This is a genomic window from Pseudomonas syringae pv. coryli str. NCPPB 4273, from assembly GCF_000972175.1.
GTDB lineage: Bacteria > Pseudomonadota > Gammaproteobacteria > Pseudomonadales > Pseudomonadaceae > Aquipseudomonas > Aquipseudomonas syringae.
Map to the genome: position 1 here is coordinate 73,510 of NZ_AWQP01000042.1, position 16,792 is coordinate 90,301.

Sequence of the window (16,792 nt, forward strand, 5' to 3'; positions counted from 1 at the left end):
AATGTCCTGGGGATGGAGCGGGCCAGCGCTGGTTCAGTCAGTCAGCGTGGCCGTGGCTGTCAGCGGCGTGCTGTAGCCGCCGTAATCGTTGATCGCGGAAAACACCACCTGCAGGCCCGGACCGGCTTTCGTTTCATTGAGCTCGTATTGGCGAGAGCTGAACGGGCCAAGCATGGCGACCTCCCTGAGCTTTTCAGTCCTGCCACCGCCGGAGACTTCGAGGCGAATGAACGACACGTGAAAGGGCGTCGGATTCATCGCGGTCAGCTCTGCCTTGCCCGCAATCTGCCTGACCGACCATTGCAGGTCCTTGAGGCGGGCAATAGGGTTGTCAGTCAGCAGAGCCGGGCGATAAAACAGTTTGATACGGGTGCGCAGGGCAATATTCAGTACATTGCCTTGCGACTGACTGGCCTGAGGTATTTCCTGCACGTTGAAGTAGAACAATGATTCACGATCGGAGGGCAGGTCGTGGGGCAGGCCATTGATCTGTACCTGTTGTTCCTTGCCCGGATTAAGGCGGAAAAGTGGCGGCGAAGGTGCGAATGGAACGACGGTGACCGTGTCGTCTGCCTCCGTATTTACCCAGGTCTGCACCGCGAACGGGCGATCACTGGGATTGGATATGACCACCGAAGTACTGCGCTTGTCGCCGTCGAACACGATGCGAGTTGCGTTGACAGTCAAGGCTGCCTGGCTGGCGGGTATATAAGCTGCGCACATGAATAACAGCATGCACGCCGCAATCGCAGGTGGTTTAAACGCCTGTTGGAAAATCATGGAAAGTTACCTTGTACGTTCAGGCCCGAAGCGAACCTGAACGTATTGAAGATGCTTCACGTGAAAGAACGGTTGGTTTTTACACGGTGAGCGAATGAGTCGATGTATCAGTTAATCCCGACAACGAACTGTACATCCGCCGAAGCGGCACCGGGTTGAACGGTAGCCAGTGTCGAACGGTAGTAGGCGTTGAACACCATGTCGGTGACACCCCCCTCGACCAGTGGGTAAGCCGCCGAGGCGTCGCCTGGTTTGATGGAGGCCCCGGTCTGGTCCTTGATCACGATCGCAACGCCCCTTGCCCCGTCGACAGTAGGGGTGACGCCGAAGTAATCGCCGCTGCTGTCAGGGGCGCCGATGAAGGTGACTTTGGCAGTATTCGCGGCGCCGCCAGACGTAAGGCCGCAATTGCCGTCGTCATTGACGCGCAGGGCAAAGCTCTTGCCAGACACTTCGTCACCGATGCCGGTGAAACGGCTGGCTTCGATAGAGCCCATGTTCACCACGTTGCCGATAGAGCCATCGCCCGGATTGACCACTTCGATAGGGCAGGTGGTGGCGGTGATCTTGCCTTCGAAACGGATGGTGCCGGGGGCGGGGTTTGCGGATACGACAGTGGCGGTCAGTGTGGTCGCCAGAGCAAGGCCCAGTACGGATAGCGTTTTGTTCACGATAAAAACCTTATAAGTATTAACGTTACAGGAGTAAAAATGTAACTATTTATGGTGTCTTGGGAGACGGTTTGTGTTGCGTGTCATGACGGGGCGGGAGTTTACAGCAGGGGCGTTAGTTGCAAAGTCTCTGGAAGGCTTTGTTTAATGGCGGGAGGTGTAGGATATTTCCTAAACTAGTGTCGTACATTTTAAATCTTGGCTTTTAATGCTATTCCGGGTTTTTCGCTGGTCTTTGCGTTATTTGTTCGGGCAGGGAAATAGAAAGGGCGAATGTAACGGCTGGAGAAGTAAAAAACGTTGACTGAAATACCGCCGACAGTAACAAACTTTTTGTCGGCGGCTGGGAATCGAGCTTTATCTCTCGCGAATTCTGTAGGGTGTAAACTTGAATGCGTCTTTGCCGAGTTTGCGAATAGGTTCTAATAAACCGGTAGCTCGCCAATCTCGCCTGGCTCTAGATGGTGCTTGTGCAGCAGAAGCAGCATCAGCAGCATTAGCAGCAGCAGTAGCCCGTGCCGATGTCGGGCTGACCCGGGCGTTAGGGCCTGTGCTCGGCCGCGGGTTCGGTATTGGCCTGACCGTCACTCTTGGAAAACTATTCCCTACAAAGTCATCTACGCCCAAAGGCGCTGGACCAGACGCACCCTTAGACTTTCGCGTCCAACCGGTAAAAAAACTGAATAGTCCGCCCGTCGCTGCCGCTTTAGCTGCATCGTCTCCAGCGTTGAGCGCAGCTTGGACCGCGCTTTTAAGCGCACTTCTCAATATCCCCCCACCAATCTCTACAGCGGCCCCGATATAGGTGAGGTATTGCCCTGCCTGAATGGCTTTGGTGTCTCCCGTCGCCAGACCATAAGTACTGGCAACCGTTGATGCAGCACTGATTACGGTCCCTGTCGCCAACACTGCTGCTGTAATGGTGGCAGCCGAGTATGCGGTCATCGATATACCCAGAAATGTGATAGGGCCCGTGATGGGTGTGGCTATTCCGAAGGTGGTAACTGTCGCGTAGAAACCGAGTAGTGTGATCACCACGCCAGCCGCGAGCGTGAGCCAGGTCCCCATCCCCAGGTCCCCTGGCTTCTCTGCCGGTATCGCATCCTCATCGGGCCGTCGCAGCCTGCCGCTCTGGGAGCTGGCGTCATGCCCGGTGGGGTCGCGCCAGGCAATGGGATTACCCAGGCAATAGGTATAGGGGTTGAGCCCGCCTGCGCCAAAGGGGCTCAAGGAATCGGGGCTGTGAAAACGCATCATTCCGGGGTTGTAGGCTCTGTAGCCATTGCCCAGCAGGTACCAGCCCGTGTCTTTTTCGCATACCTCGCCGTTGAACGCTGTGACGCTGAGCAGCGAGTCATCGCTGTGGCGTTCTCCGTAGGCGCTGTATACAGCTGTTCGCAAGGTGTTCTGCTGAAACTCAGCGAGAACGCTCTGGTTCGCATCCGTCAGCAACAGCAGGGTGTCTGCAGGTTCTCCGACGGTCTGCTGGCCGACGGGTTGCTCGCCGATGTGCAGAAACTGAGTGCGTCGGCTGTCCTGCACGGTGCTGCTCAACTGCTGATCCTGATAAAAACGCAGTATTTCGCTGTCATTGCCATTGCGGGTGGTGAGCAGATGATCATGGCCGTCGTACGTGTAAGTGTTGATCGCCCCACCCGCCGGTTTATTCACCTGTAACAGGCGGCTCTGGCTGTCGTAGTCCAACTGGTTGCCATGCTCGTCATTGGTTTGATTGCCGTTGGCGTCATACCTGAACGTCGGGTCGGGTGTGCTCCGAGGAGGCCTGTAGGTGATGCCGAGTAACTGGCATCGGTCCCCGGATTCGGGGTCACCCTCTTTGCCATAGCGAAAAGTGGCTGTCTCCATGGTGTCGTTGGCAAACTCGGTAAAGTTCAGGGTCATGTTGTCCAGTTCGTCGAAGCTGAACGACTGCCTGAGTATCGCCCTGCCGGATGCGTGCACTGGCAATTTGCTGCCTGAATAGCTGACGAGGATCAGACGGCTTCGTGCGTCATAGCTGAACTCTTCCAGCAGCAGGCTGTTGCCCGCCTTCTGCAAGTGACGGCTTTGCAGGAGCCCGTCGGGTCGCCATTGCTGTTCCAGCGTACGTACCGGGTGATCGCCTGCAATCTGCGTCCTGAGAATTTCCTGTCCCTGGTCGTCATACTCCATGCGGTTTACCAGGCGGGTCCCGGCGGCCAGGTCGTGGGTCGTGATCTCGCGGGTCTGACCCAATGTGTCATACGCGACAGTCACCTTCACGTTGTCCTGGACGATGCTTTCAAGCTGGCCGAACTTGTCGTACCGGTAACTCGTTTCCACACCTTTGACGCGGTGTTTTACGCCGCCTTTGAGCCGGCCTTTGACGACGCTTTTGACCGGGTTTTTGACTTCTTTTTGTTCGACGTCGGTGCGGTACATCGCACGGCCCTGCAGGGATGTCCGATGCAGGGTTTTCCAGGTCCGCTCTTGTAGATCACCCTTCCAGGTCTCTTCGGTCAACTGGTTGTGCGCGTCATAAGCGTAAGCGCGCTTACCTTGCTGATTGGTGGCAGAGGTCAGGCGGGCACTGACGTTGTTATAGTCAAACTCGGCGGTCTCATCCGGTGCAGTACTGGAGACGATCTGGTCGGTGAGTGCCAGTTTGTAGGTGTAGCTGATGCCGTCACCCTTGGCCGTTTTGCGGGTTTTGACCTGCGTGTGACCGTCCTCATACTGGTAATGCTCGATACGTTGCCCGGCCTGGGCCAGTGTCATACGCCCCAGCCCGTCGAACGCCTGTTTACCCGCCGGAGTTTTGGTAGTGCCGTCCGGATGAGTCATTTCCAGGCCGATCGGCAGCTCGGCGTTGCTGTGCGATGCATAATTGCGACGCGCCACGCTGCTATCCGGCAAGCGGGTGCTGACCATGCGCGACCAGGCGTCATAGCTGAACTGCGTTTTGTGGTTGGACTCATCGGTCTGCTCCGTGCAGCGTCCCAGTCCGTCGTAGAGAAAGCTTTGTGAGCTCAGGTCTTTCCCAGCTGCGTTCTGGCTCTTGATCTTGACGGGCTTGCCGAACATGTTCAGCCAGGTCTCGCTGCGACCACTGATCAGAGGTTCGGCTTCACCGCTTTGTACCCAGGCGCTCTGGATAGGACCGTTATGTTCTTCATTGCCGATGGGGTCGTAGTACTGGTGCGTCTGCACGCCGTGATCAGTGGTAACGACAGACTGGACGTTCCAGTCGTCGTAGGCGTAGGTGCTGCGCGTGGTGAACAGTTGCTGGTTGTCGAACCAGTCGTAATCCGTTTCGTATTGCACGTTGTTCCAGGCGTTGTAGTGCGCGGAATGGATCATGTGCATCACTGCAGGATTACTGCTGTCGATGTGGTCCCGTTCCTCGAGTATTGCCCGGCCCAGGCCGTCCATGACGGAGCGGGTCTTGACCTTGCGGGCATCGATCACCACTTGTTCTGCCTGCTGCTGCGGAGCGGAACACAGGGTGTACAGGTACTCGCGACTGGCTTCATAGCCGGTGGAACCCGAATTCGGTGCGATCGTTTCTTTGGTCAGCCGGTTGAGCGCGTCATAGACATAGAGGATCTCCACGCCTTCTTGCAGGGTCAGCAGCACCTGGCCGGTCAACAACGACTGCTGTTGCAGCTTGCTTATGCGGGTGCCGTCGAAGCCGATCGTGGTGATTTCTATGAGTTGTACCGGGACCTCCAGTTGCCTGCTCTTGCCCTTGCTGTTGCTGTTGCTGTACTCGTAGACGGTAACGGTGTCGTTTCCATTCATGGACTCGATATTTTTCCCGGTTCGACCATGCTGGAAAGGCGTATCCGGCTGGTTGATGTACTCCAGCAGGGTCTTTTGCAATTCCACAGTGGTGCCATCGCTTTCAAGCTGCAGCAGCGTTTCCGTTTCCGGCACGATCCAGTCGGGTAAGCCGCTGCTGGTCAGTGCGGGCAATGTGCGGTAGCGATAACGCGTGGACAGGGTAGGGGCCTTGGGCTGCGACGACAGGGCGGGTTTGACCACTTTTTCTTTCACCCGGGAGACAAACCCTTCCGCATCGGCCGGGCAACCGTCGCCACCGCTGGCCGGGTACCAACTGCTGACTTCTTCGATTCCGTTGGCTCGCGTATGCACCAGCAGATTGCCGTAAATGTCATAGGTATCGGTGACGGTCTCTGTGCGGGTCCGCTCAGGCTCGTCGAGTCGTTGCCAGCGGGTGGTGACTTTGCTGGGTAGCTGACAATCGGCGGGCTGCTTTGAGTAATGCACGCCCTCCAGGATGTTGTAGTCGGTCGTGACCGTTTGCTGGTTGTTGTTCTGGGTGGTGACTTCAATGGTCTGCAAGTGGAAGCGGTTGAAGGTCCGCTCTATGCTGCGCACGGCCTTGCTGTCGACCCACAGGCTTTCGGTGCAGACATAGTTGTACTCCTGCACATGTTTAAAGAGGTTGTCCAGGCCATTGTCCTCCCAGAAGATGGGCAATCCTGCGCCGAGAAAATTTCGTGAGCGTTGCTGGCGGTCCTTGTAGGTATAGCGCACATCGAACTTTGCCAGACGCAGACCGGGATCGATGATGTGTCGTGTCACTCTGGGTATGGGCAGGCGACCGGCGCTGGATGGAAACGCATGGCCCTCGTCCTGGTAGTAAATGTCTTCGCTGCTTCCTGTCGGTGTCTCTACATGCCTGACACATAACTGATTGCCATTCTCCAGGCCATATTCGAAGCGCCACGACGCGTTGTTCTCGGTGGGCAGGGTGATGCGCGATACGTGTTTGGCGGTACCGACGAGGGTCATCAGGAAGCGCGCCAGCGGAGTGCCGCCAGCGCCCGCGTACGGATGCAGATCCAGCTCGACGGAGGTGGTGCTGCGGGCAATTTTCAGCAGCGTCTGACCCAGGTCATCAGTGATCGAATCAAGCCTGTAGGTGCTGCTGTTGAACACCGTGTGCTTGAGCGCAATGCTGTGCCCCGACGGCGCAGTGATTTCCACCGCCCAGGCCATTTTTTTATTGCCGCTGCTGTGCAGCTTGAGGATTTCCTCCAGACCTGACTTGTGCACCACCCGGTAACGCTCATCGTCCAGCTTGTAGAAGTGGAAGGTGTCGAGTTTCTTCTCCGTCATCGTCAGTCGACCGCCGCTGCTGGTGCCGTCGACCCGGAAGGTCTCGCCCGTGCTGAGGGACAGGATCTGAGTGGCAGGATCGTACTGCGACACTTGCAGGTTCCAGCCCAGGCCATAGCCGCTGTCCAGCTTATTGAGCTGGCTGTAGGACATGTCGAGTCGAAACTCTGGCCCGCGCAGGTCATTGCTTTGCAGATCGGGCAAGCTGATCGATATGTTGTACAGCCCGGTGCGTGGGTCAACGCCGCTTTTCAGACAACTCATGAAATTGAGCGCGTTGGAGTGCACGGAAGTAGAAGCAGCCATGGAGCGGACCTCGCTGATTGATGCGTGACAAGCGCAGCGGTGCCTGACGATTGTGCAGTCCTTGCGCTCTGGTCATTGACGACCCCAAGCCTGAATTCCCGGAGGCGTCCGTGTGGCTGGAGGTCTTGCCTAACCCTAACAGTCCGTGCCCGGGCAACAACCTAGCAGTAGTGCTAGTGGGCAACTGAGGTGCATCGGCGTAAAAAAATCCTATCCGCATTCTCAGGGGCAACCTTGCGATCTACCCATTTCAGGCGGAAACGAGAAAGGAGTCTCACTCATGGCGCTGGATCTTCCCGCCCCCAAGGTGCCCGGCCTGCAGCAGCCCGGGAACTACCTCGATCTGGATCAGTTGGGCAGTGTCGACCTGACCACCTGGATCGACTACCCAGGCATCAAGAACGGCGATCGGTTCATGCCCAACTGGCGAGGTTGCGGCGCTCTGGGCGCAGTGGAGGACTATGTCGGCGATGTGATCGAGGTCGTGGGATTGCAGCCTGAAGGCATGCCCCTGTTGATCAATAATCCGTTGCTGGTGAGGCTTGATAAGGGGTGGGTGTTTTACTCGTACGTCGTCGTTGGTCGCCCCCATGAATCCCTGCGCCTGTTCTTCTATGTCGGTAAACCACCGTCAACGGCCGCCGGGCTGGGGGTGCCGCAATGCAAAGAGTCTCACGATCTGAAGCTTGACCCTGAGCTGCTGTGGCAAGGCGAGGACTTGTTGATCGTGACGCCGCCGTATCTGGCCATGCGCGAGGGCGACAGGGTGACCCTCACGCTGGATCTTTATTACGCTGAAAACGATTACTCGCACTCTCTGTCCTCTTCCCAGGTATTGACCCTGAAAGAGGTGGGCCAGCCCTTGCAGTGGCCGATAGGGCCCAACGAATTTGTATCCATTGAAAATGGCTTCGTTCTGATGAGCTACTGCATCGAGTATGCCGACTCCACATCGACGACGGCTTCGGTCGCTCAGTCGCTGGCCATCGTCGCACCCTCAGCGGCGTTATTGCCCGCCCTGACCATCAAGGATTTCAACGGCGGCTCACTGGACCCGGAGGCTTTTCCTGACGGCATCACCCTGCTGATCGACCCTTTCGGCATTCAAGTCGATGACGATGTCGTGGTTTACGTCTCCAGCGGCAATCGACTGGTGCAGACCCTCAGGGCTGACATAACCAATCTCGACAGTGGCGTACTGCAGTTCTCGCTGGCTCAGGCCTGGCTTTCCGCCAATAACGGCAAGGAAATCGAGCTGGTGTACCAGTACGCGCGACCCGGCCGTGCAGCCAGCTCGTTGCCGCGCAAGGTCATTCTGCGTCGGCCACTCGATCTACCGGTGCCCGTTATCGAAGACGCGATCATTGAGAATCCCGTTGAAGGGGGGGTGAAGGGCTATATCTTTGCCTCGCAGATGGAGACCGGGGTGACGATTCGCATACCGAAAGAAGCGGTCATCGGCGAAGACTCCACGGTACAGATGTACTGGGACGGTTACGGAAGCACGGGCAGCTTTATCGCTGATCCTTCGCCAGACGATCCGCGCCTGTTCCTCATCCCGCCCACAGCGGTCCCGGCCAACATGGGCAAGCGTCTGGCCGTGTATTACAAGGTCGTTTCAGCAACGCAATCGGGCACCTCGAAAGTATTCGATCTGGAAGTCAGAGCCGAGGACTTCGGTTGGCCGTACATCCAGATCATACGCCCACGCGCCACCGACGGCCGGCTTTCACTGGCCGAGGTACCACCAGAAGGTGCTGGTCTTGACCTGGCGTCCTGGGTCTACATGGCGCCCGGACAACGGGTACGAATCAAGGCCACTGGCTTGTTGAAATCGGGCTTGGAGCAGACGGTCGGACTACGTACCGGCGCCGCCGAACCGCTCAGTGAGGCGGAATACGATGCCAAGAAGGTGTCGGTGATTATCCCGAGGGATTTCCTGGAAAGTCTGCAAAGAGACAGTCAGACCAACACGGTGACAGTTGAAGTCAGCTTTGATGAAGGGGCGCATTACACGCAGTTTCCGGCCATCGGTTTCACGGTGCTGGAGGATCTTTTTTTACAGGGCGGCGGGCTGGCGCAGGACGCGACAGGCACCGGCATGACCCCACACTTACATGGACGTGATCGTATGGCCAATAACTCGCTGAACAGCCTGACCGAGTGGATGAAAGACCCCGGCAACAATGTGATGTGGGGCTGGGATTCCATCGCTGCAATGGCTCGGGGCAAGGTGAATAACCTGTTGCTTCAGGAGTACATCGCGCGTTTCTCATCGAACGCCTACTTGAAGCCCGTCAGCGGAGAGGTGGCACTGACCGACCAGGTCAAGGAACGTATTCACAACTTCATTCTTGATGCGCCCAGGCTCGCGTTCTCGAACGATAACCTGGGTCAGTCTCATGCAACATTGACCTGTTCGATTCTGGGCGGAACGCAATTGACGATGAGAAATAACGTCGACAATTGGGAAGCCTACAGAGTGATTCATATCGATGCGCTGCAAGGTCCGAAACTGACACTGGATCTCGCCCTGGAGAAGGTCCCGGGCATTGTCCAGAGCGATGGCCGGGTGCGGCTCGATCTCAAGGACAGTGACAATTTCATTCTGACCTTCGCGGTTAACAGCGCTGAGCGGGCACTTGGCGGGGCTTTTTTCAAAGCCCTGTTCGATGCGTTGCCGGACGAGGAACGCATCTGGACGCTGGGCGTGATCAAGCGTGGCAGCAATAATCTGATGCACCCCCAGTCGTTCAAACTGCGCACCCAGACCAATCCTGCTGCTCCTCTCGACCCGCAGGCCGCCAACTACGGCGACGGGGCGGTGCTGGTGTTCATTCGCCTGGAAGGCAGTCAGGAAGGCGGCGACATCCCAGTAGAGTACCAATACCTGATACCGGATGATGCCGGGAAAGATTACTCCGCCACGGTGTTGTTCAGTGCGCAGCGGACGTTCAAGGCGGCAGTGTTCATTGGCGAAGTCATGGCGGCAGCTTCTTCGATTTTCGACCGCTTTACTTTCCAGAGCTTCCATGACGGTTCCGGCCGACTGATCAAGGCAACCGCCACCTCAGGAACCTACATCACTTCTGAATCAAGCTTTACAACCCATCCAGTCAAGGTCGGTGGCGTGACGGTGATCGCCGAGCTCTGGAGTGCCGGAACTCAACTTGATGCAGCGGGCAAGAAACCCTTGTCAGTAGAGATCCATGACGACGGACGCGCAGTACTGACCTGGACCGCAGAGGCACAGGAATTCATCCTTCTGACCGTGCCAGGCTATGACGCCCCTGCACTCACGGCGAGTAAGGTGGTGACTGTCGATGTGACGTGTACTTACACCTTTGCGGAGTATGCCAACGACCTTGTCCTCAGGCCCAACCTGGCGGTAAGCACGACTGCCAGTGAAGTGACTTCTACGACCAATCCGGGAACCAGCTTTGGAGTAGGCTTACTGATCGTCGTGGTGCAGGACAACTTTGCGAGACTGAATGCGCAGCGGTTCGAGTCCAGCATCAGGGACAGCCTCACGAGCGATCTTGAAGCCACTGTGCCGGTCAGTTCGTTCATCCGGGACAGCATCGATCTCAACTTCAACGAAGCCATTGTGCCTGACGTACTTCGTGCGCCCAGAGACATAGCTGCCTTCGGCCGCATCAACAGTTCCGGGGCAGACTTTGTCGTCAGCCCGGCGGAGCATCTGATGGTCGCCGACAGTTCCACTACGTTCGCCATTCAACCGCCGGGCGCGAATGTGACGTGGAGTGTCGAACTTCTGCAAGGTGATGCACAGAACTTCGGCGCCATCAACGGCACCGGCAGGTATTACGCGCCAGAAACCTCTGTGACCGAGCTTCCTTTCACACGTGTTCGGGTCACGGCCACCGATATGGACTCGGACTATCGAAGTTCAGCCCTGGTCACGATCGTGACCAACCCGATCACCCTCAATCCGTTGATCGAGGTGTGTGACGCCGGGGCGAAGGTGGAGCTGCAGGCAGGTTCACTCGGCACGGAAGAACTGCACTGGTCGATCAAGGATCCGGTGGCTGGCGAAAGCGGTGTTCTGGAGCCCAGCGAACTGGCGGATGGTGATCACCGTTACGTCCCTGCATCAAAGGTGACCGGCAAAACCTATGTACTGGATCAGATAGTCGTGACCAGCGGGCAGGCGAGTGTTTCGTCGTGGGTACTGGTAAAGCATCAACCCCCAAGGATAGTCGTGAAAGTCGTAAAAACCGTGAAGGTTTCGGAAGCGCTGGAAGTGATAAAAACGTTGAAAGTCGTACGCGTTGTGAAAGGCATGAAAGTCGTAAGAGTCGTGAAAACCTGGAAGCGCGTGAACCTTGCGGTTCGTGCCGATCAGGTTCAACTGGAAGCGATTGCCAATGCCATGACGCCGCCGGGCGTGAAATGGAGAGTGGGCGTCGGGGGCGGGAGTATCAGTAACGGCCTGTACACCCCGGATGTGCTGTCGACTGACCGGTTCGTGCTTATTTTTGCCGAGGCGCCCAGTACAACGTTTGGCGTCATAGAAGGACACATCGTATTGCCGCTACCGCTGGACCGGTTTGCCGGGGACGTGGAATTGATGAAGGGCAAAAAAGTACAGGCGTCATAACCGAACGCCCATCGGTCTTATGTATATCTACATCACAGGAGGTGATGTCATGGCTGGTTATTCAGCGGAAAGTCTGCTGGCATGGATGAAAAATACCACGCGTCTGAGAGGTTGGGACGCGATCATTGCTCTGGATGGCGACAAGGTCAACGAGCTGCTCGATCACGTTTATCAGCAGGGGGCGGCTCAGGGGCTGTCGCGTCCGGTGCCGGACGGAAGTATCACGATTCCCGATACGTACGACTCTCACTTTTTCTCGGGCTGTGTGCTCGGAGCACCAGCCTTGTCGTTCAGGCACAGTGGCCTGGAGCATTCCCTGCTGGCCTGGCGCATTCCGGTTATCGCCGGTGTGCATACCGTGGTAGAAAACACGAATGGGCAGCACAATGTTTACAGAATCACTGCCTACGATCCGCTGAACGCGCCGGGCCTGGATTTCGATCTGCAGCTGACTAGTCAAGGCCCGGATCTGGTAGTGAATCTTGGTCTGGCTCAAAACCTTTCGCTGGATTTTCCCGGCGCGATTATAGAACGAAGCACGATCGGCGAGTTTTTTCAGGCCTGGTTGAGCAACCCGGGAAATCAGGAGCAGCTGTTCAGGCTGGGCATTTTCAACGAGCAGAGCAACGAGTTGCTCAACGTACGCAGAATTGATGTGCGCTCGCAGCTTGAAAGCCCCGATGCTGCATCGGTCCATAAAAAAGGCGCCTTGCTGCTGTTCACGACCATGCAGTACGGCGTCACGGGCGGGATTCCGAGTGACGAGTCCGACTTCCGTTACCTGATTCCCAACGATGCTCAGCTTTCGTATTCGGCGACCGCCGTGTTTTCCTCCCACGCCTTGCACCGTGCAGCCTTTGGCCATGCGGTGATGCAAATGCTGCAGACGCCCGACTTCAGCTTCATCGTTTCGGACGATAAACCGTTGCAGCGGATGATTGCTCAGGCCGGCACGTTTGCAGTTCCGGCTGGAGGCTATCGGAGCGCGGAATTCGTCTTCGAATCCGACCCCTTCAGTGTCCAGGCCTTCAATGCCCAGCATCCCCTGACCATTGATTTCGAGTACGCCCAGACCACGCAGACCTGGGAATTCCCCTGCACGCTGGGCTTTCGCTACAGGGCGCTGGACAGCGATCAATGGCAATCGTACAACGCTACGTTCAACATCAGCCTCAAGCATGAGTTTCATCTGATTGAAAGTGAGTCAGATGATCAGGCAATGGAAGGGCAACTTTATGCGCCTTATCTGTTCGATCATGAAGTCAGCGCCGTTCCGGGAACCCTGGACAACCTGAGTGCCGGGGAGCTGGAGCAGGTCAACGGTTTTGTCGCCTACACCGTCAAACACGCGTTGCTGCAAGGGTTGAGCAAAACCCTGGATGCAACCGGCGCCGAGCGTTTTCTGGGCGGCTGGTTATTGCCCGACGAGCAAGTGCTGCAACCTGTACTCAAGCGTCTGCCTTATGACCTGGCAGTGTTCGGTCGTATCGATCCCGGTGCGTCCACGTTCATTATCGTCGAGCAACAGGCACTGATCGGCACGGGAGAAACGCTGCAATTTACCACCCAGCCTGCGCGCAAGGGCATCGTCTGGTCTCTGGCCAACCCATCGGGGGGCAGTGTTGACGGTCTGGGGAAAATTGATGCGCAAGGCGTGTATACGGCGCCTGCAGGGCTGCCCGTGAGGCAGGGTCTTCAACGCGTACTGATCAAGGCCATGGACCCGGGGTCGGGGCATGGCACTACGGCATTGTTGACGGTGCTCACCAGCAGCGTCAGCGTCAGCCCGTTGATTCAGGTGTGTAATTACGGTGAGCGGGTAGCGCTTTCAGCACGCAGCTCGCGCGCAACTCCCCTGAAATGGACCCTGGTCGATCCGGTGCCTGGACAAAGCGGGACGCTCGAGGATGGCGTCGATGCGCCGCATGAGCAGTTTTACGTCGCCGGTCCAGGTGGGGCAGGGAACACCTATGTCCTTGACACAATAACGGTCAGCGACGATCAGCACACCCAGTCAATCCAGGTTCTGGTTCTGCGCCACGCACCGATGCTGCCCATCACGCTTGTCGGCGTCAGTAATGAGCTTGCCGAGCTGAAAGTCACCATCAATGGGCGCGACCTCCCGGTCACATGGAGTCTGAGCGGCCCAGGCTCCATAGATGCTTCGGGTATTTACTTCAGCGATCCCCAAGCACCCGAACGCTTCGTTGTCGTGTTCGCAGAACTCTTCGACGAAGCCATTGGCATGCTGGCCGGGCACCTGATTCTGCCGCTGCCCTTGAGTGGCTCTTCCGACGTATTGCAGGCATTGACCGGACAGCCGGCCTTGGGCTCGGTGGGTCATGCAATGCCCCGTTCACTGAGCGGTATTGTGCAGCAAGCGGGTGCAGGTTCCTTGACCCAGGGCTGGGGAGCCGTCGCAGCGGTCAGTCGCAGCGATCTCAACCGGCATATCGAACAGCAATACATTGAGCGCTATCAGGAACTGGCCTTCTTGCCGTTGTTCACCGGCGACATCGTGGTGGATGAGCGACAAGGCGACACTGTTCGTCTCAAGCAGGTCGGGCTGGGTGTGCCGGTCCTGTCGTTTCTGACTGACTCGCCGGGCTACAGCAGTGTGCTGGTCACGATGAACATCGTGTCTGGCCGCTACAGCGGCTTGCATCAGCCGCAGGGCAGCGCCACCACCGTGTCCGGCAGCTTCATCATCAGCGAACCCATGGGCTTCAGGCTGGCGATGACGGTCGACCTCTTCGTGGGCGAGGAGGGGCATGTGCTGCTCGATCTGGCTGGCGGAGCCGGCGTTGCCTGTAATCTGGGGGGCGTCGATGAGGCGATCAATCAGCAACTGGCGGATTTCTTCGCTCAGGAGTTCAAGCAGATTGCGCTTCATCGCCGGGTTTTCTCAGTGCTGCAGGCACAGCTCAATCGCTACCACGTTCAGACGCCAGGCAGCTTGCGCCTTCTTGCCCGCGCCGCGCCGCGTTCAAGCGATGCGCACATGGAAAGTGCGGGGGATGGCGCGCTTATGCTGTTCATGCACGCACAGGATGGCGAAGGCGAAGGCTTGTTTCCGCCAACAGACGATTTCGTTTATCCGATCCCTGATGATCGCGGGGCAGACAATCAGCCAGCATACGGCACGGTGTTGATGCTCTCGCAAAAGACCCTGACGATGATCGAGCGTGAACGCTTGCAGGTGCTGGACAGCCTGAAGTTCACCGGTGGATGCGTATTTGAACCGCTTGAGCAATACCGCCGGCATGACCTGCTGATGTTTGGCAGCCTTCGTGCAACACAGGCCAGCCTTACACCACTGTTCTCGACCATAACGGCCGGGCAGACCCAGCGCTTTGTCCTGCGTAACGCGCAAGGCGAAGAAATACCGGCCACCAGTTGGACTGCGTTAAGCATTAAAAGCCACGTGGCTGCCGGAAGCGGCAGCATCTCTGCCGGCGGCGTTTACACGGCGGCGAGTCTTGAGGCGATCGGCCATGACGCGCTGTGCGTGGTGATCACCGCCGCATATCAAGAGTCAGGCGCTGTCGTCAAGGTCTCGGCGCTGGTCAGTGTGGTATCGCGGAGCATGGAGTTGGCACCACGTGTAACGGTAGTACCAGGGGGCGCTGCGCTGCAAACGGTCTCGCTGGCGGCTTCGACGCTCGACGGCAGCCCGGTGAGTTGGGCGCTGCTGGGCGCGGAGCTTGGCAGGTTGAGTGAGGCCGGCAAGGGCGCGCTCTTCAGTCCGGATGCCAGGTCCGGAAAAAGAGCGCTGGCCGTGCAACAGATAGAGGCGCAGGGCAATGACCTTGGCATCGCTACCGTGCTTGTCGCCAATGGGCAGCAAATGCTGCGCATCGAGCCGGCTTTTGTGCCCAGAGCACGGCCAAAGGTCGCGGTGCAGTTGCAGGATGACCACGCACTGCTGCCCGGGCTTGAGCGACGCTGGAAGGTGGTGGGCGGAGCAGGCACTGTCGATCGGCAGGGGCTTTTCATGCCGCCCGACCAGGCGCTCGTCGCCAGTAGCGTGGTGAGCTGTGAAGTGGTGAACAACGGGGTGGTTCTGGCGTGCGGCTACAGCGTCATCGAATTGTCCGAAGTGATCGACGAAGTGCGTTGGGAAGAAATGTCGATGTTTACCATCACGGTCCCCGGCACGTCGACGCCTGACCACCGGACCGGGACTCTGTACCCCAACGGTTATCAGCAGCTCAGGCTGCAGGTCAAGACTCAGGTGATGCCGGTCGACGGTGTCGAGTCCGAACTGAGCCCCGCAGAGAGGGCCTCGATGCGCCTGGTAGACGATAACACCGCGCAGAACCTCGAGTCAGTGCTCCCGCTTCTCGAGGGCATGCCCGAAGGTGATGACCAGGCGTGGCGCGTGCGTAATCAACATAACCGCTTCGAGTTGTCCGGCGCCGGCGTTTTCGCTGCGGAGCCGGGCCTGGATGCCATACGGCCATTCCCGCAGGACTTCTACCTGCACAGTCGGGCGGAACCGGGTTTGATCAGTGTTTTCTACGCGACCTTTCAGGATGACAACGGCAAGTGGTGGACCTCAGTGAGGTACGAAGACGTGAACAGCAAGGTCGAAATCAACCCGCGACGCGTGCCCACGTTCGATACCCGCAATTACACCTTCGTTCCGAAACGTCTGGATAACAATGGCACAGATCCTTCGGTTGATCCGCCTCCAGAAGGCTCTCCAGATGATCCTTTCGATTTGCACTTCAATACCACCGATTACTGGAAGCTGAATGTCACTAACCCCGATACCCAGCAAGAGGTAAAGTTCGAGACGCTGAAGTTTCTGCCCTACAGGCCCGACAGTGACGTGATCAATACCTCGATCATTCTCTGGGAAAGCAGGCAGGCAGCAGAAGTAATGTTCAGTTGGACGGGGTTTATCTTCGACGACCCGGCGGTCAAAGGCGATGTGAGCAAGGTGCACTTTGACGAAGCGCTCCAGGATGTGATGGGCGACGTTCACACGTTGGACATTAACGTCGATATGTCCGTATTCGAGACCGGCAAACTGATTATCAGCCTGCATCGCCTCCGGGGCCTTACCTATATCCCGGAAGGAGATCCCGCCCGCGACAAGTTGATGGGGACACTGGCAGCCCCGAGTGCACTGGTAGTCCTGTTGATCGATAAGCAGGGCAATGCCCATAAACGGCGAATCAGTTTTCTGCCCAGCGGCTCCGGCAGGCGCAACCGCCTCATGCATACCTTGTATTCGGAAACCCGGCCCCAATGAGGCATTGACGCAACAAGTTGACAGGGAGTC

General features: G+C 57.6%; 5 protein-coding genes. 2 read left to right on the forward strand and 3 right to left on the reverse strand.

Annotated features, from left to right (window positions below; all coding sequences use genetic code 11):
* Positions 1 to 33 precede the first annotated feature (33 nt).
* The 3 genes from P406_RS17780 to P406_RS17790 all read right to left on the reverse strand — a co-directional run bounded on the left by P406_RS17780 (position 34) and on the right by P406_RS17790 (position 6,881).
* Positions 34 to 780, reverse strand: a complete 747-nt coding sequence (locus P406_RS17780) for a fimbrial biogenesis chaperone (RefSeq protein WP_046236887.1) — start codon at positions 778 to 780, stop codon at positions 34 to 36.
* Positions 781 to 887: 107 nt separating this feature from the next.
* Positions 888 to 1,451 carry a fimbrial protein gene (locus P406_RS17785; RefSeq protein WP_046236888.1) on the reverse strand — a complete coding sequence of 188 codons (564 nt, stop codon included), beginning with the start codon at positions 1,449 to 1,451 and terminating at the stop codon, positions 888 to 890.
* A 357-nt stretch (positions 1,452 to 1,808) separates the two neighbouring features.
* The gene (locus P406_RS17790) at positions 1,809 to 6,881 is read right to left on the reverse strand and encodes an RHS repeat-associated core domain-containing protein (RefSeq protein ID WP_046236889.1); all 5,073 of its coding nucleotides are present in this window, start codon (positions 6,879 to 6,881) and stop codon (positions 1,809 to 1,811) included.
* A 280-nt stretch (positions 6,882 to 7,161) separates the two neighbouring features.
* On the opposite strand from P406_RS17790, the gene P406_RS28010 reads away from it, so the two are divergent.
* Positions 7,162 to 11,502 (forward strand): hypothetical protein, encoded by a 4,341-nt coding sequence (locus P406_RS28010; protein WP_082100850.1) that lies wholly within the window; start codon positions 7,162 to 7,164, stop codon positions 11,500 to 11,502.
* 49 nt (positions 11,503 to 11,551) lie between these two features.
* Positions 11,552 to 16,762, forward strand: a complete 5,211-nt coding sequence (locus P406_RS17805) for a hypothetical protein (protein WP_046236890.1) — start codon at positions 11,552 to 11,554, stop codon at positions 16,760 to 16,762.
* Positions 16,763 to 16,792 lie beyond the last annotated feature (30 nt).

What these genes read in the sequence shown, in the direction of transcription:
- P406_RS28010 (WP_082100850.1), top strand. Translation starts at nt 7,162, where the DNA reads ATGGCGCTGGATCTTCCCGCCCCCAAGGTGCCCGGCCTGCAGCAGCCC.
- P406_RS17805 (WP_046236890.1), top strand. Translation starts at nt 11,552, where the DNA reads ATGGCTGGTTATTCAGCGGAAAGTCTGCTGGCATGGATGAAAAATACC.
- P406_RS17780 (WP_046236887.1), bottom strand. Translation starts at nt 780, where the DNA reads ATGATTTTCCAACAGGCGTTTAAACCACCTGCGATTGCGGCGTGCATG.
- P406_RS17790 (WP_046236889.1), bottom strand. Translation starts at nt 6,881, where the DNA reads ATGGCTGCTTCTACTTCCGTGCACTCCAACGCGCTCAATTTCATGAGT.